The organism is Pedobacter ginsenosidimutans (genome assembly GCF_001442625.1).
GTDB lineage: Bacteria > Bacteroidota > Bacteroidia > Sphingobacteriales > Sphingobacteriaceae > Pedobacter > Pedobacter ginsenosidimutans.
This window is the reverse complement of the sequence record NZ_LMZQ01000042.1, coordinates 37049-54906: the sequence shown is the minus strand read 5'-3', so window position 1 is coordinate 54906 and position 17858 is coordinate 37049. Positions and strand designations below refer to the sequence as shown.

Here is a 17858-nt window from a genome sequence, read left to right as displayed (position 1 = left end):
CTGCAGATCTTAAGTTTAATGAACGGAAGTATTTCCGGGGGGGAAGGAAATTTGAAGTCGAGGTCTGTTTTTGTTCAGAGGGAAAGGGACAATTTAGGCAGTCGCCCGGCAATCAAATTCGCGTACAGTTTGGCCCGAAACAGACTGTACAGTTTTAGTGAAATACGCACATTGATGGAGATCTTACATTAGGCGGTATGATGGCTATTCAATATATTGTTGGTCAATTGAACAGCCCGATTGATCTGCTCTTCAATTTCATGCAACAGTTTCAGGACGCAAAAATCAGCATTGAACGGTTAAATGAGATACATGAACTGGAAGATGAGGAACCTCTCGGCTTAAGGTTAGCCACAGATTTACCTTTTAGAAAGGAAATTGTATTACGGAACGTTTGTTTTAGATATCAAGGCTCTGAGAGTCAAGAGGTATTATCAAATATTGATCTTGTTATTCCGGAGGGAAAAACAACTGCCATCGTTGGGATGAGTGGAAGTGGTAAAACTACGATATTAAAATTATTATTAAGGTTTTATGAGCCGACAAAGGGCAGGATACAGGTCGGAAGTGATAGCCTAGATCAGATAAGCCATAGCTTTTGGAGAGGGAAATGTGGGGCAGTTCTTCAAGATAGTTTTATCTTTTCGGATACCATTCTTAAAAATATAGCTGTGGGAGATGATTATCCAGATAAAAAACGGGTACAGAATGCAATTGATATCGCAAACCTTACCGATTTTATAGATGACCTTCCATTAGGTCTCAATACTAAAATTGGAGCTTCGGGAAATGGAATAAGTCAGGGACAAAAACAGCGGATACTTATTGCAAGGGCTTTTTATAAAGACCCTGAATATATTTTTTTTGATGAAGCGACTAATTCATTGGATGCTAACAACGAGTTGGTTATAATGGAGAATCTTAAAGATTTTTTTGTTGGACGTACTGTTGTAATCGTAGCACATAGATTAAGCACCGTCAAGAACGCTGATAATATTATCGTACTTCATAAGGGGTCAATAGCAGAACAAGGCACACACCAAGAACTTATAGGGAATAATGGAAGATATCTAGAGTTAGTAAGAAATCAATTAGAAAATATTGTCTAACGAATTGTTGAACATGGAAGATTTAAATAAATTGGAATTTAGTGAAGATGTACAGGATATCATTACTGCAGTACCGAACTGGATGATTCGATGGGGAATATCACTCATTTTGGTAATACTTCTAGGAGTCATCTTTTTTTCTTCAATAATTAGATACCCTGATGTTGTTAAAGTGAGGCTTAAGGTTTCTTCATTAAATATACCCAAAGCAATTGTTGCAAAAAAAAGTGGCAAACTTGCAGTTTTGTCTGTAACTGACGGACATTTCGTAAAAAAAGATCAGATCTTAGGTTTTTTTGAGACAAATGCCAACCCTGAAAGTGTGCTGTTAGTCCGTGAGGTTTTAAAGAAAATTGAACATAGTTTTCTTCATAACTTTCCTTTGCCAAAGCTACCATCAACTCTTAACTTAGGAGAAATACAATCTGCTTACCAGGTATTTCACCTTGACTATTTAAAGTATGAATCAACTATTACAGGGGGATATTATTCGAAAAGGATACAGTTTATTCAAAAGGATCTAGCAAATATAAAACTTTTAAGAAAACAGATTTCAAGTCAGAAAGCAATACAAAAACTTGAGTTGAACAATAACAAAAGCAATTATTTAGCTTATCGCAAACTTTTTGAAAAGAATGTAATCTCTAGGAATGAATTCTTTGAAGAGGAAAATAAATATTTGGCTTCAAAGCACCCAATGCAACAAACCGAAATATCTGAAACCAATAATCAATCAGCATATAATGAGAAAGAACAGTCACTCCTGGAGATAAACCATACCATAGCAGAGGAACGTTCACAGTTTCTTCAATCACTTAAAAAGTTAGAAAGTGAAATCGATGCCTGGATGTCAACCAATGCCTTAATTTCACCTGAAACCGGAAAACTGACCTTCGCTGGAATTATACAGCGTAATCAGAATGTAGCGCAAAATCAAGAGGTCTTTATAGTAAATGCAGGCAATACTTCTTTCTTCGGAGAAGTACAGATTCCGCAATACAATATGGGAATGATCCGCAAAGGTCAAAAAACTTTGATAAAACTACATAGCTTTCCTTACGAAGAGTTTGGAATGTTAAACGGACATATCAGCAGTATTTCTGATGCGGCATATAAAGACAGTATTTTTTTTGCAAATATTGATTTCGAAAAAATTGAAACTAAACAACAACGGATTATTTTAAAAAGTGGAATGATGGCGGATGCTGAAATTATAACAAACAATACATCTTTATTGATGAAGTTACTCAAAAATGCAAATAAAATATTCTTCAGTCACTGATCTTTATAAGTTAGTGGCCAAGAATTACACGGATATTATATGTATCGCTTCATCATACCTTAGAGAATCAGATTGTCGAAGAGAAAGAATTTATTAGACAGTTTTGGCAACTGATTGAAATCGTGGACAATTATTTTAGTCCGAAAACGAGAGATATCCCCATAGAAGGGGCTTCCGCGGGGATATAGAACAAAATCTGAGATTCTGGGACTGGACTAATTGCTGAACAAAATCAATGTGCACTTATTGCAAGAGCCATTTATAAAAACAGTAATTATTATTGCACATAGACTATCAACTGTTAAAAACACAGATCAGATACTGGTGTTAATGCAAAGGACTGCAGTTGAATAAGTAAATTATGAGATACTAGTTCCTAATTCTAACCTGAAACAGAACCCAGGTTGGGAATAGTTACAGACAAATAAAGATGAAAATAAAATTATTATTAGCTGCAACATTGTTATCCTTAACTACATTGATGGGGAGGGCACAACAGATTACCATTGGTACCTTTAATATCCGTTATGATAATCCTGCTGATTCAGGCAACTTATGGGTAAATAGGGCGCCTATTGTTTCTAACCTTATCCGCTTTCATAAGTTCGATGTACTTGGAATTCAGGAAGGTTTAAAGAACCAGTTGGATGATATCTCTAATGCACTACCAGAATACGCGCAATATGGCAAGGGAAGAGATGACGGCAAGGATGGAGGCGAGCATTCTGCTGTTTTTACCGTAAAGACCGTTTTAAACTGCTTAAAAGTGGTGACTTCTGGTTATCTGAAACCCCTGATCAACCAGGGAAAGGGTGGGACGCTACTTGTTGCAATAGAATTTGCTCATGGATATTCCTCGAAGATGTACAAACCAAAAAGAAGTTTTACGCCTTTAATGTGCATTACGATCATCAAGGGGTTATTGCCCGCAAAGAGAGCAGTAAATTGATATTAAAAAAGATTGCTGAAATTGCTGGCACTGCACCAGCATTGTTAACCGGCGATTTAAATGGGGGAAGAGATAGCGAATGGTATCAAAGAATCGCAACTTCAGGTGTTTTATCAGATACACATTCAAAAGTTAAGTTCCCATATGCGAATAATTCATCTTCAAATGGGTTCCGCACGCCGCGAGGACAAACTGTAATTGATCATATTTTTATGAGTAAACAATTTACAGCAACCAGGTGGGGTATTTTGACTGATACCTATTTTGGTAAATTCCCTTCAGATCATTTTCCGGTATTGGCAGAAGTTGAACTGAAATAGTAAACTTATTTGCCACTGCATTGTGGTATAAGAGTTAAAAGGAGATTGTATCATAAAGGCGTTTCATCTCAGATGCTGTCATGTTGAGCTTGTCGAAACACTTTAAAGTGTATTTGACAGGTCCTTCGACAAGCTCAGGATGACAAATCTATCTTTATGATACAAGCTCCTTTTTTATGTCTCATCTTCTAGCTGAAATTTAACCGCTTTCCTTTATCTTTGCCGCGAATTTAATATTCCCAATCGTGATTAATGTAAATAACATCTCCGTTTCATTTGGCGGAACCACCCTTTTTAGCGATGTAACCTTTTCGATAAACGAGAACGATAAAATCGCCTTAATGGGTAAAAATGGTGCAGGCAAGTCGACCATTCTAAAAATCATTGCTGATGTAGCTAAACCTACATCTGGTAGCGTAACAGGTCCAAAAGAAGCTGTGATTGCGTATTTGCCACAACATTTGCTCACTCATGATAATGTTACTGTTTTTGAGGAGACCATGAAAGCTTTTGCTGAGGTAAACCAGATGCAAAAAGAGCTTGATGAGCTGAATGAACAACTTACTATCCGTACCGATTACGAAAGTGACGATTATATGAAGCTTATCGAGCGGGTATCTGAATTAAGTGAGCAATTTTATTCTATCGAAGAAACCAATTATGATGCAGAGGTAGAGAAAGTGTTAAAAGGCTTGGGTTTCGAGCGTAAAGACTTTACCCGCCAAACTTCTGAGTTTTCGGGTGGATGGCGTATGCGTATCGAATTGGCCAAAATTTTATTAAAGAAACCTGATCTTATTTTACTGGATGAGCCTACCAACCACATGGATATCGAAAGTATTCAATGGTTGGAAGATTTTCTGATCAATTCGGCAAAAGCCGTGATGGTAATCTCGCACGATCGTACCTTTGTAGATAACATTACCAATCGTACTATTGAGGTAACAATGGGCAGGATATACGATTATAAAGCCAAATACACCCATTATCTTCAACTGCGTGCTGAGCGTCGTGTACACCAATTGAAAGCTTACGAAGAACAACAACGTTTTATTGCCGATAACCAGGAATTTATCGATCGCTTTAGGGGAACTTATTCTAAAACCTTACAGGTGCAATCGCGTGTAAAAATGCTCGAGAAACTTGAAGTAATTGAAATCGATGAAGTAGATACTTCGGCGTTGCGATTAAAATTTCCACCGTCGCCCCGTTCAGGCCAGTATCCGGTAATGGTAGAAGAGCTAACCAAAACTTATGGCGATCATGTGGTGTTCGAAAAAGCATCGATGGTGATCGAACGAGGAGAAAAAGTGGCTTTTGTTGGTAAAAATGGTGAAGGAAAATCGACAATGATTAAAGCCATTATGGACGAGATTGATTTTGAAGGCAGTTTAAAAGTAGGGCACAATGCTAAGATCGGCTATTTTGCACAAAATCAGGCCGCATTACTTGATGAGAACCTAACGGTATTCGAAACCATTGATCAAATTCCGTTAAGCGATGGTTCAATAAAAATCAAAGACCTTTTAGGCGCCTTTATGTTCAGTGGCGATGATACCACAAAAAAGGTTAAGGTGCTTTCTGGCGGCGAGAAAACCCGTTTAGCCATGATTAAATTATTGCTAGAGCCCGTAAATGTATTGATCCTGGATGAGCCAACCAACCATTTGGATATGAAGACCAAAGATATTATTAAAGACGCGTTGAAAGATTTTGATGGTACTTTGATTTTGGTATCTCACGACCGGGATTTCTTAGATGGATTGGTACAAAAAGTGTTTGAATTTGGCAATAAACGCGTTCGTGAACACTTTGAAGATATTAAAGGATTCTTAGCTTATAAGAAAATGAATAGCCTGAAGGAAATAGAGCAAAGTTAAATAAGCACCGAGGTCGTCAGTCTGTCCAAAGGACTTCTGTGGAGAGCGTAGTCGAAGACTTCTTGAGATTGATAAATCGCAAATAAATGCCCTTCGAATAAACTATCATTAACAGACCCCAGTAGAAAAATCGTCATTGCGAGGAATGAAGATAACCGAACGAAGCGAGCTCATGAATGCCTTTAAAAACAACTGCAAAAATGAATAATCTTAATGCGCACGCTAGCAGCGATCGTTGTAAGATTGCTTTCTCGAAGGTCGGGACAGGCTGTCGGCTGAAAAAACCTTCTCAGCAATGAGAAGGTCGTCTTAAAAACTTTTCCCTTTTTTTATCATTTTTAAGCAAATGGCACATTTGGGATCAATAATTTCTTTATGCGTATTTTAATTAAAACACCTGAACACTTTATTCAGAAATAAGATTACTATTTAGTGCTAATTGAAGCTTTTAGTGGGATTTCTAAACTTTTTATAGCACCAATTGGAGCAACCTTAATTGATCTGTTTCCTTTGGATAGGTAGAAATAATAAATACTATTTGTTCCGATCAAATAAATGTCTTCAGATTCGCCGTTCGAATAATTCAGTTTGCGGTCGTATTTGAGTTCGTTATTGCTGATGTGTTTTGATAAGTTTTTCCCTTGGCCAAGTCCAATTCCCAAAAAAAGTGATAGGAGCCCAATGGCAAAAACAATAGTGAAAAGTTTCGAAAAATGGCTTTCTACTTCCTCTTTACTAAGTGTTTCAGGGTTTTTTAGGCCAGAAAGATTTTGTGCCCACTTTTTATCCCTTCGCTTTGCCAGATAGGTCGGGTAAGCATAAGCGAGGATAATAAAACCTGTCGTAACGATTAATACCACCGGATTAGATGTTAGTGTTGCTACCGGACTGATCAATACATCCATAATTGTGGTGTACTTTAAAATGTTTATACCAATCTGATAGTAAAAAATGCTTTCTTTTAATATTCCCATTACCACAAGGAACAGGTAACCATATGGCAATAGCTTTTGTAAGTTTTCTGAGAGTTTCATTTGCTAATGATGTTATTTAGTCTGGAGGTAAACTTTGTTTTGAATGCAAAATAGAAAAAATAACTGTCTCTATTGGTTGTTTGTGTAATAAGCAAAATTATTGGTCAGGATGATTTACTTTTAAAGCCGTTATTATTTATTGAACTGAGGATGGAACAAGAGCAACAATTTCTTCTGCTGTAACGCCCACCCGGCTAACATCTGTTTGGGTGGCAGCAAAACGATCGATGGTTAAATTTGGTGCTTTGCCCATAACCAGCGTATGGTGATTGGTATTGCCTTTGAGTTTTAATGTACTATTGTCGAGAATCTCAGTATATAAACCTTCGCTACTGGTATCGATGTCGGCAAAGGCATTCCCCTTAAGAATGATCTGAAGATATTTAGTGCTGAGCTTTGCTTCTGTTTTTACAACAGCATTTTGATCAGCCTCAATGCGGTAGATATCATTTACATAAATAACAAGTTTACACTTTTCTTTATCGATGCCGGTAATGCGTAGTACCTCGCCCTGCTGGGTAACTTTCACATTTCCAGTATTATCATCTGCATAAGATATTCCAATAGCGGGCCGCTGCACCAACATCACTTCTACATTTCCCTTTATCACAATCCTTCTAAAGCTTTGAATCTTGTAAAGCATCGTCGTGTTTTTTTCTGTAGCCCTTAAGCTTGTTGGAAGGGCAGCCGTTAAGGTAATTACTGCCAATGCAATAACGATTAGCGTTTTAATTGAAGTTTTCATTGTGTTTTTTATTTAAATGTTAAAATTTGTTAAGCTTATGGTGATGTGCTAATTAAAATCAGCTTGTACCAATATTATTCCGCTACGTGGTTAACCAAGCGGGTGCCAAAAAGGAGATGTTATCTTAATTGCTCTGTAATGGTTGTTTTTGCTTATTGCTCATTGAGGCGTGTTCATTTCCGAACAGTCGTTGTGCGGCAGCGAACAGTTTTTAGATGTTGAGAATATGAATGAAAGCTGAGACTGTCTTAAAATCCTTTATTCGATATTAAACACCATACATATAGGATTATATTCATTATTTTAGTGAAAAGTTAAGGTATATTGAATCAGTCGTTTTGAATAAAAATCACGATGTCAGTAAAAATTAATCGCCAAACACAGCAGAAACTTAAACAATTATTAATCATTATCCTTGCATGGATAATGACTGGGGGTGTAATTGCTATTTTTGAAGACCTTGTACTGCATACCCGAAATTCTTTAGGACCAGTGCCCGGTTATACATTAATTTCTTCAATTGTACTAAATGCAGTTATTGGCCTGTTTGGGGCATTGTTAGGAGGAAGTTTGCTCGTATTCTTTGTAAATGTAAAATACAATGATAAGCCTTACGGTTATACCCTTTTAATTGTTGCCGGATCGTTTTTAGGCGTTATTTTGATTGTAAACGAGGTACTGAGCCTTTATGAACTGGGCGATTCGAAAAGATTTTTAAAAAACGGATTAGTGTGGGCCATCGTGGTTTCGATAACGCAGTTGCTGCTACAGATAAACAGTAAGTTTGGACAAGGGATTTTCTGGGATATTATTAGTGGTAAATACAATACACCTAAAGAAGAATCACGGATCTTTATGTTTCTCGACCTAAATTCATCAACCTCCATTGCCGAAAGCCTCGGAGATAAAAAATACCACGAATTATTAAAAGATATCTTTATAGATATTACCAATCCTATTTTAGAAAATAGGGGAGAAATATATCAATATGTGGGCGACGAAGTGGTAGTTGCCTGGCGTTATGATGAAGGATTAAGAAACAATAAATGCATCAATTGTTTTTTTGATATCAAAGCGCATCTGTCTTTTCTGAGGAATAAGTACATTGGAAAGTATGGGTTAATACCTGCTTTTAAAGCAGGTATTCATTGCGGAAAGATTATAGCAGGCGAAGTGGGGATTATAAAACGCGATATTACCTACTCTGGTGATGTACTTAATACCACTTCAAGAATCCAGAATATGTGTAAGGAGTTTAACCAGGAGATGCTGGTATCGATAGCGCTAATCGAAGAACTCCAGTTAACAGACCATTATACCACGCAAATGTTGGGGTCAATTAAGCTCCGGGGAAAGGAAAAAGAAATGCAGCTCGTAGCTGTACAGCCTGTTTAACATACCAAGAGACTGATAAAAATTCTTTAAAGCATATTGTCTTGATTATTGTCAACCAGATTATTATTTGGGCACAATTAATTTAATTGCATTGTATTATTTTTGTTGCAGCATGAATTAATTGTCTATCCGTTCATGTATGTAGGATTTGTTTAATTTGTGATGACTTTAAACAAAAGAGAGGGTAAGCATGAAAAATGTTTACCCTTTTTATTTTAATATGTCAAATAAAGACTATCGTTCTCATAAATCCTACTAATTTCATATTTCATAGATACTGTAATAATTTCTTTACGGAAGAAGCAGGACAGAGCAGGTCGCTTCTTTTTTTTAATTATTATAGATTGGGATGATTAACCATTTATAAACCCATATATGTTTTGTCCCATTTGGGAGCAATGATATAGTTTAAGCCATCTATTATGTTTGTTTTTACCAATCCGATTAAAACTTCGGGATCTAAAATATTGTTTGTTTTTATTGTGATGTGCACTGGTGTACCTGCTTTTGCTCAATATGTAGAACATAGAGGTAATGATGTTACCTCGCCACTACATTTGCTAAAGCCAGCCTATGTTACACCTTATGGTGAAACAAAAATGGCGGATGTTAAAGCATCGTTAGATCGGATTTATAGTTATCTGGATAAAACAACCCCTTTCGAACTAATAGATAAGGTTTCGGGAAAAGTGGTTTCTGATTTAAAGAAAGCAGATTCCAGTTCGGTATTTAAACCTGGAGACTATCGTTTAACGAGTTACGAATGGGGTGTTACTTATACTGGTATGCTGGAGGTTGCTACTGCAACAGGAGATCAAAAATTTAAGGATTATACCGTTAAGCGGATTAGTTTTTTGGCAAATGTTGTTTCTGCTTATCAAAAATATTTAAAAACAAATAAAACGGCAGTAACACCGGTTCGTTCGGTAATAGATCCACATGCATTGGATGATGCAGGTTCTATTGCTGCTGCAATGATTAAGACGCAACGAACAGGAGAAGTGAAAGCCGATCTCCGCCCGGTTATTGATCATTATTTAAATTACATCATGACCAAAGAGTTCCGCCTGAAAGACGGTACATTGGCCAGGAACAGGCCGCAACCCAATACGCTATGGCTTGATGATCTCTACATGAGCCTGCCGGCAATTGCCCAGATGGGGGTGTTAACTGGTGAAAATAAATATTTTGATGAGGCGGTGAAACAATACAGATTGTTTGCCGAACGGATGTTTAACCCAGAAAAAGGATTGTATATGCACGGCTGGGTTCAGGATATGGATCCCCATCCCCAGTTTCATTGGGCGAGGGCAAATGGCTGGGCACTTATGACCAAAATAGAACTGCTGGATGCCTTGCCTGTAAACCATCCCGGTAGGCCCTATATCTTGCAAATGCTAAAAGCACATGTAAAAGGTTTGGCAGCGCTGCAGGATGGGACAGGTTTTTGGCATCAGCTTTTGGATCGCAACGATTCTTATTTGGAAACTTCTGCTACCGCCATTTATACCTATTGCATTGCCCGTGCAGTTAACAAAGGCTGGCTAGATGCCAAAGCTTATGGCCCTATGGCGCTTTTGGCCTGGAATGCAGTAAGTACTAAAATAAATGTAAACGGCCAGGTAGAAGGTACATGTGTGGGTACGGGCATGGGTTTCGATCCTGCATTTTACTATTATAGGCCTGTAAATGTTTTTGCGGCACATAGCTATGGCCCGGTGCTTTTGGCAGGAGCAGAAACTTATCGTTTGTTACAAGAGCACCCTTTTGTAATGAACGATAGTTCAGTACAGATGTATAAATAATCAACGCTGCTTTTAACCAAAATAACGATGAAATATACATTCTGTTCATTTCTCATTACCGCTTTTACCTGCATTTTAGTGTTTAATTATCAGCCCGGCTACGCACAGATTGGTAAACGTTTTCCTTCAGAGAGAAAAGTGCTTAAAGATCCTGTTACGGGTGCTGTACTTACCTTTCTAACCAGTACGCCTGCAGGAGATTCGAAGATTTATCAGACACATAACCAGTGGACTGCTGATGGACAATGGCTGATATTCCGATCGGGAAGGGTTAAAGGAGAGGCAATGGCGGTAAATGAGCAAACGGGAGATCTTGTTCAGGTTACCGAAGGTGGCTACACCGGAATGTTGAATGTGGCCAGAAAATCGATGAAACTATATTTTATGCGGAATATTGATTCGGGCAAACGCATAGGTGGGGCAGTAAAAATTATGGAGGTAAATCTGGCTAAGGTATTTGCAGATAGTAAATCTGGTAAAATGAAGCCTGTATCGGCTTATGAACGTATTTGTGGAACTACACCCGAAGAAATTGGTGCAGGTGGCGATATGGCGCTTGATGGCGACGAAAACTGGGCTTATTTCAGGGTGGGTAAAGAAGAAGCGGCTAAACATCTTGCAGCAGGAATTAAACTGGAACCGAACTTCGGGCCACGGAAAATGGGTGCTGGCCCATCGGGTATAGCAGGGATGAATATTCATACCGGCGAAATCAAATATGTAGTTTCCGTTCCTTTTCAGGTAGGGCATATACAGACCAATCCCTGGCTTGCCGGCGAAATTGTTTTTTGCTGGGAAACCGGAGGGAAATCGCCACAACGAACCTGGACTGTATTGGCTGATGGAACAGGGTTACGCCCACTATATCCAGAGGCCGATTATGAATGGGTTACCCACGAAGCCATCATTTCGCGTGATGAGGTAGCCATGGCCATTATGGGGCACAGGCCCATATCCGGAACTGGTGCTGTATCTGCCCCACAAACTGAGGTGAACGGTGCCAATCCCGGGCAAGAAAATGCCTGGGGACCATCAGGCACCCGCGAAAAACCTACCGGGCTGGCTATTGTAAATTTAAGAACAAGGGAAATGAGAATTGAAGGTCAAACACCAACTGGTAGCGGGCTTTGGCATGTAAGCGGTTCGCCAGACGGAAAGTGGGCCGTTGGCGACGATTTTTCGAGAAGCATTTATCTGATTAATAGGAAAACGCATGAAATGAAACTACTCTCGGCAGGACATAAGCAAACAGCTGCAGATCATCCGCATCCTACCATGAGCCCTGATGGTAAAAAAATCGAAATCCAATCAGCGATGTTGTCTGAAGATAATCGATCCATGAACATCTGTGTAATTTCTATCCCGGAAGGATGGATGAATAGTAAATAGCTTTAAACCAAACAACATGACAACTACTGCTAATTGCAGGATAGTCCTCGTATTTTGTCTTATTTCTTGTACTGTTAATGTTTTTTTTGATCAGCAATACTATTGTTTAATTTTTTTTAAAGGCATTAAAGCTTGCTTAAAACGATTTACCTCCGCTTAAGATTGATGTTGTCTTTTTATGATAATATTTTATAGTAAGAAGACAGGATAGTACAGGATGGAAATTTTGTTCTGCCTCTATATATTTAAGAAATAATTCACTAACCAAATAACTTTTTAACCAACTATTTAATTAACGAACGTTAATACGATTCTATGCAGTAAAAATCTACTCACCCTTTAAGTCAGTTTTTTCATTTCTTAATTTCTAATTGATTTAGATCCATAGCTTTTTATTGCCCAGTATTTTAATGGCCGTTTATCCAATGAAATTGCTATGAGTAAAATTTTACAAAAATTTTTAATCGTTAATTTGGCGATTATATTCATTCTCAGCGCTTGCCGGAAAAAAGAATTTGATGAGTTCTATGGCCGTCCTGAAACATTAGCCGATCCAATTTATCAACAGCTTCAGGCCAAAGGGAATTTTACCAGATTTTTAGATTGTATAGATAAATCAGGCTATAAAGAAACCTTAAGCAAAGCAGGTTCGTGGACGGTTTTTGCACCAACAGATGCAGCTTTTACCACCTACATGACCGAAAACAACTTAACCGAGATAAATGCAACCCTCGCTTCGGCAATTGTACGTTATTCAATGACTTATGATGGAGAAAAAGTAGAACGTTTAAGCGATAATTTAACTGCAAAAGGTTTTGTTAAAAATGTTGGTTTTAGGCGACGTACCGTTTATTACGATTTTGTTTATGATGGCATAGACAATGATGGTAAAGCAATAAAGGTAATTGCGGGTAACCGGAACGGAGCTTATTTGCCAACCGATTTTAACAATAAAAACCTGCCCTATTTTCTTAGCCCCTTCGTCACTTTTGCGGGTATCAGTGCTTTAGATTATAATTATTTTTATCCAAATACTGAGTACACCGGAAAAAATGTGGGCCCTGGAAAAATTATCGAGCAAGATATTGTAGCCGAAAATGGCGTAATCCACATCGTAGATAAGGTGCTTACACCGCCACAAAGTATCGATCAGTATATTGGCACTAAAGCACAGTATGGTGCCTTCAAATCCCTTTTGGATAAATATGTAAGCTATAATTTAAATACCGACATTACCCATCGTTACCAGGTATTAACAGGCAAAAGCGATAACGTTTACGCTAAAAACTATAGCATATTGCTGGGTTTCTCACCCAACAACGAAAATTATCTAAAAGAAGATGCCAACGATGCGCAGATTGGTATGTATACCATTTTTGCACCAACCGATGATGCGGTTGAGGCTTATGCCAAGGTGCTGTTAAAATATTACGCAAAAAACAGGCTACAGCCCGGAAACTATAAAGCACAGCTGAACGAACTGTTTTCTTTAAGATCCGATATCATCAGGGATTTTATCAACTCACATTTGTATAGAACTACCGTATGGCCAAGCAAGTTTAATACGGTTAACAGCTTTTTGGGCGAAGCCACTAAACTTACGCCTGCAAACGTTGTAGACAAGCAGTTTTTAAGTAATGGATTGTTTTACGGCGTAAACGCTGCCCAAAATGCCAATGTATTTTCGACCGTTTATGGGAAAGTAAATTTAGATCCTACCTACTACATTATGAAACAGGCGCTTGACGTATTAGGCTATGCTATTCCAATTAAAACGGCCTCATTAAAATATATTGTTATCCCAATTCCTGATGCCACCCTGGTAAGTTTAGGGTTCTCATACGACCCCTTTTATCCTTCGTCGCCTATTAGGGGCGACCTCAATATTTTAAGGCGACTCTTGCAAACGCATATTATCCCACTGGGCGACCGTGCTGTACCAAATTTTGCCACAACGGCTGGTATTTTAGAAACTTCGGGTGGTGAATACATTAAGTACAACAACGGTTTTTTCTCTTCAGCTGGTACAGAAGATTTACCCGCAGTTGCCGATAAAAGTATTAAGATCGATTCGGTTGCCACGGCTGTTAATGGTGCTGATGCCTATGCTGCCAAAGTGCTGATGTATACTGTACTTCCGGTAAGCAAGCATATCGAAAAATATGGTACGCTAACAACCGATCCTTATTATTCTTTCTTTCAGTATCTTAAAAATAACGTTACGCTTTATACGGCTGCTACAGGCGCAATTCAAGGGGTTACCGACGGCACTTCATACACCGTTTTCATTCCTACAAATGCGGCTATACAAGCTGCGGTAACCGCTGGGTTATTACCGAAATTAGCCAACGGAACGCCAAACTATGCGCCAACAGATGCAGGAGATATTAGCCGGGTGGCCAAATTTATCCAATACCATATTATTAAAAGCACAGTAGCAAGCGATGGACAGAAAACAGGTTCTTTTGAAAGTTTGCTTAAAAACGATTCGGGAGATGCAGCCAAGGTTACTGTATTTACCAATACTACCAATACACTCACGCTAAGAGATGTAACCAATACTTCTGTTAATGTTTTGCTGGGTACAACCGATAGAAGCAACGTGTTATCTAACAGAACGGTGATCCATCAAATCAATTCTTATTTAAAATATCAATTCTAAACCGAGATGACTAAAAGATATAATTATAGTTTTTTTATTTTACTATGCTGTTTGTTGGTATCGTCCCTAACCTATGCACAACAAATTAACTATGTAAAGGGTAAGGTAATTGATAAAAAAGATAAGCAGCCCATTATTGGTGCATCTGTTGTAATTGTTGATAAAGATAAAAGGGTAATTAAAGGCGTTTCGACCGATATTGATGGAAACTATTCTTTGCCGGTAGCAGATAAAACCTATAGGATATCGGTTTCATATATCGGATATAGGTCTACAGCACCCGTAAATATCGATAAGGCAGTGATCAATTTCCAGTTAGAACCTTCTGAAAATCAGATGGATGAAGTTCAGATTGTTTCGAGAGCCAAAACTAACAATGGAAGTGGAATGACGATCGATAAACGCGATCAGACTTCGGCTACGGTTACCATTGATGCCAAAGAACTCGAAGACCTCCAGTCGGCATCAATCGATCAGGCCTTGCAAGGCCGCATGGCAGGGGTTGATATTACCGCTAGTACAGGCGACCCAGGTGCGCCGATGCAGATCCGTATCCGTGGTACATCTTCCATTAATGGTGCTACCGATCCGTTAATTGTATTGGATGGTATGCCTTACGATATTACCATCCCTTCTGATTTTAATTTTGCCACTTCTGATGAGAACAATTATGGTCAGTTATTAAATATTGCCCCATCTGATATTAAAGAAATTAGCGTGTTAAAAGATGCCGCGGCTACAGCCGTTTGGGGATCGAGAGCAGCAAACGGAGTATTGATCATTACCACAAAAAGAGGTTCAATTGGTCCGCCAGCTATTTCCTATAATTTTAAAGGTTCGTATTCTAAACAGCCAAGTCCGATCCCGATGCTGGATGGTAACCAGTATTCATCACTCGTTTTGGAAGAATATTATAATGCGGGCCGTCAGTTTTCTACTTCAGAATTTGCAAAACAATTTCAATATGATCCGAACGACCCTTATAATTACTATAATTACAGCAACAATACCGATTGGTTATCGGCCATTACGAGGGTAGGTTACCTTCAAGATCATAACCTATCTATTTCCGGTGGTGGTGAAAAAGCCAGATACCGTGCTTCGGTAAATTATTTTAACCAAACAGGTACTACCATTGGCACCGATTTAAACCGTGTTTCGGCAAGGGTGAATTTAGATTATATGGTGTCGAACAAAATCAGGTTCAGTTCTGATATTTCTTATACACATATCGACCAGAATGGCCTTTTTACGCAGAATGTTAGAGATGTAGCTTATACCAAAATGCCTAACCAGAGCATTTACGAGTACGATGAGTATGGGAATTTAACTTCAAACTTTTTTAGTCCTGCGGCAACCGCACAAGGCTCATTCTTATATAACTTCGATACTAAAAAGGTAACCGGAACTTTTAACCCTTTGGCGATGGCAACAGCAGGTAGTAACCATCAATTGGGAGAACGGATTACACCAAAATTTAGTCTACAGTACGAAATTTTGCCAAGTGTGCTACGCCTGAATGGAAGTTTTATGGTAAATATTAATAACACCAAAGTAAAAACCTTCCTTCCACAGATTGCAACAGGCCGCCCATATACCGAATCTGTAGTCAATACAGCTTCAGATGCTGATGGCGATTCATTCACCATGAACACCAGTATGACGTTGGCCTATACACCGAAATTGAACGATAGACACGATATCATAGGTTTTTTACGCTTCGATAGTGAAGATAGCCGCAGGACTGGGCAGTACTTGTTTTCTACCAATACTGCATCATCGTATTTATCCGACCCTTCTGTTGATAGCCGTACCAATTACACAGGTTCTGCATCATCATCATTAGGGCAAACCAGGTCAGTTGGTTTATTGGCTAACGTTCAATACAAATTTTTAGACCGTTATATCATTAATGGTAGCATTAGGGGCGATGGTAATTCCAGGTTCGGTGCTGCTAACCGATATGGTATTTTTCCTTCAGTTTCTGGTCGTTGGCGGATATCTGGCGAACCTTTTATGAAAAAGGCTAATAAATATGTAGATGATTTTAGTTTAAGGGCCAGTTACGGTAAAAGTGGTAATGTGCCGCGTTACGATTATACTTATTTCAATATTTATCAGAATTACGGTTTTAGTTATTTGGATAATGCAGGGGTATATTCTACCAATATGGAATTAACCGATTTAAGGTGGGAAACTGTTACCCAATCCAATCTTGGTATTACTTTAAACCTCTTTAAAAATTTAAATATCGATTTCGATTTATACCGTAAACGTACTACCGATCTGTTTTATCCGGGTTTACAGGTAGCGAGTTATAACGGTTATGGAGGGGTTGATATGAATGTGGGTACTATGGATAACCAGGGTTGGGAAGTAAACCTGAATGCTACTGTGATCAAAAAGAAAAAGATAAGATTAGACCTATCCTTCAATATTGCGCACAACGAAAACGTAATCCGCGAGGTTTCTCCTCTATACCCTAGAGAAAACAAAGGTAGGGTAACCAGCAACAATGTGTACAAAGTATTTGTGCAGGAAAATAATCCTTTCGGGTCGTTTTATGGCTTCAAATTTAAAGGTGTATATCCTGATAAAAATGCAACAGTTGCATTGGATGAGAATGGAAACCAGATTGTTGGACCGAACGGCGATAAAATTTACATGCGTTTTGCTTATCCATCTATCGATTATGTTTTCCAACCGGGCGATGCCATGTATGAAGATATCAACCATGACGGGAACATCGATTATAAAGACATTGTGTACCTGGGTAATGGTAATCCAAAACTAACGGGAGGATTTGGATCTAACCTAACCATCAACGGAAACCTTCGTTTAGGTTTTAACTTCACTTTCCGCACCGGATACGATATTATTAACGGTACTAAGATTAACACCACCAATATGTATGGTTTTAATAACCAAAGTACAGCCGTATTGCGCCGATGGAAAAAAGAGGGCGATGTTACCGATATGCCAAGAGCCATGTATGGTACGGGCTATAACTTTTTAGGCTCCGACCGATACATTGAAGATGGATCATTTTTAAGATTGAGCTCGGTGGTGTTAAAGTATGATTTTGGCAAAACCTTTATGAAGAGATTGGGTATGAAATCGCTTACCACCAATCTTACCGTTCAGAATATCTTAACATTTACTAAATATACTGGTCAGGACCCTGAGGTGCCAATTAAGTTAAATGGGTCGAACACGGTGATAGATAATTCTACCACGCCGCCAATTAAAACAATCACTTTCGGTTTAACTGCTAACTTTTAATTCAAA

At 38.4% G+C, this 17858-nt stretch carries 13 protein-coding genes; 11 read left to right on the top strand and 2 right to left on the bottom strand.

What is annotated here, in order from left to right:
* The 6 genes from ASU31_RS27885 to ASU31_RS24330 form a co-directional block, all read left to right on the top strand.
* Nucleotides 1-192 (top strand): hypothetical protein (locus ASU31_RS27885; protein ID WP_209435061.1); only part of this gene is annotated, 192 nt, incomplete at its 5' end.
* Between the two features lie 5 nt (nt 193-197).
* Nucleotides 198-1109 carry a peptidase domain-containing ABC transporter gene (locus tag ASU31_RS24345; RefSeq protein WP_057934845.1) on the top strand — a complete coding sequence of 304 codons (912 nt, stop codon included), beginning with the start codon at nt 198-200 and terminating at the stop codon, nt 1107-1109.
* A 13-nt stretch (nt 1110-1122) separates the two neighbouring features.
* Entirely contained in the window at nt 1123-2391 is a 1269-nt protein-coding gene (locus ASU31_RS24340) for an HlyD family secretion protein (protein ID WP_057934844.1), read from the top strand.
* Between the two features lie 430 nt (nt 2392-2821).
* Nucleotides 2822-3340: an exonuclease/endonuclease/phosphatase family protein gene (locus tag ASU31_RS28065; RefSeq protein ID WP_342438984.1), complete on the top strand. Its 519-nt coding sequence runs from the start codon at nt 2822-2824 to the stop codon at nt 3338-3340.
* On the top strand, nt 3337-3660 hold the full coding sequence (locus tag ASU31_RS28060; protein ID WP_342438982.1) for an endonuclease/exonuclease/phosphatase family protein: 324 nt from the start codon (nt 3337-3339) through the stop codon (nt 3658-3660). The genes ASU31_RS28065 and ASU31_RS28060 overlap by 4 nt, the downstream gene beginning before the upstream one ends.
* Before the next feature lie 245 nt (nt 3661-3905).
* The gene (locus ASU31_RS24330) at nt 3906-5540 is read left to right on the top strand and encodes an ABC-F family ATP-binding cassette domain-containing protein (protein WP_057934843.1); all 1635 of its coding nucleotides are present in this window, start codon (nt 3906-3908) and stop codon (nt 5538-5540) included.
* Nucleotides 5541-5965: 425 nt separating this feature from the next.
* Here ASU31_RS24330 and ASU31_RS24325 read toward each other — a convergent pair whose 3' ends face one another.
* The gene (locus ASU31_RS24325) at nt 5966-6574 is read right to left on the bottom strand and encodes a hypothetical protein (RefSeq protein WP_057934842.1); all 609 of its coding nucleotides are present in this window, start codon (nt 6572-6574) and stop codon (nt 5966-5968) included.
* Nucleotides 6575-6710: 136 nt separating this feature from the next.
* A complete protein-coding gene (locus tag ASU31_RS24320; RefSeq protein WP_057934841.1) occupies nt 6711-7319 on the bottom strand; it encodes a GIN domain-containing protein in 609 nt (202 codons plus the stop codon).
* Nucleotides 7320-7673: 354 nt separating this feature from the next.
* Here ASU31_RS24320 and ASU31_RS24315 point away from each other — a divergent pair, with 354 nt between their 5' ends.
* The 5 genes from ASU31_RS24315 to ASU31_RS24295 all read left to right on the top strand — a co-directional run bounded on the left by ASU31_RS24315 (nt 7674) and on the right by ASU31_RS24295 (nt 17852).
* The gene (locus ASU31_RS24315) at nt 7674-8714 is read left to right on the top strand and encodes an adenylate/guanylate cyclase domain-containing protein (protein WP_209435060.1); all 1041 of its coding nucleotides are present in this window, start codon (nt 7674-7676) and stop codon (nt 8712-8714) included.
* Between the two features lie 422 nt (nt 8715-9136).
* On the top strand, nt 9137-10519 hold the full coding sequence (locus tag ASU31_RS24310) for a glycoside hydrolase family 88/105 protein (protein ID WP_157258275.1): 1383 nt from the start codon (nt 9137-9139) through the stop codon (nt 10517-10519).
* 27 nt (nt 10520-10546) lie between these two features.
* On the top strand, nt 10547-11908 hold the full coding sequence (locus ASU31_RS24305) for a TolB-like translocation protein (protein WP_209435059.1): 1362 nt from the start codon (nt 10547-10549) through the stop codon (nt 11906-11908).
* 436 nt (nt 11909-12344) lie between these two features.
* On the top strand, nt 12345-14570 hold the full coding sequence (locus ASU31_RS24300; RefSeq protein WP_057934840.1) for a fasciclin domain-containing protein: 2226 nt from the start codon (nt 12345-12347) through the stop codon (nt 14568-14570).
* Nucleotides 14571-14576: 6 nt separating this feature from the next.
* Nucleotides 14577-17852 carry a SusC/RagA family TonB-linked outer membrane protein gene (locus ASU31_RS24295; RefSeq protein WP_057934839.1) on the top strand — a complete coding sequence of 1092 codons (3276 nt, stop codon included), beginning with the start codon at nt 14577-14579 and terminating at the stop codon, nt 17850-17852.
* Nucleotides 17853-17858 lie beyond the last annotated feature (6 nt).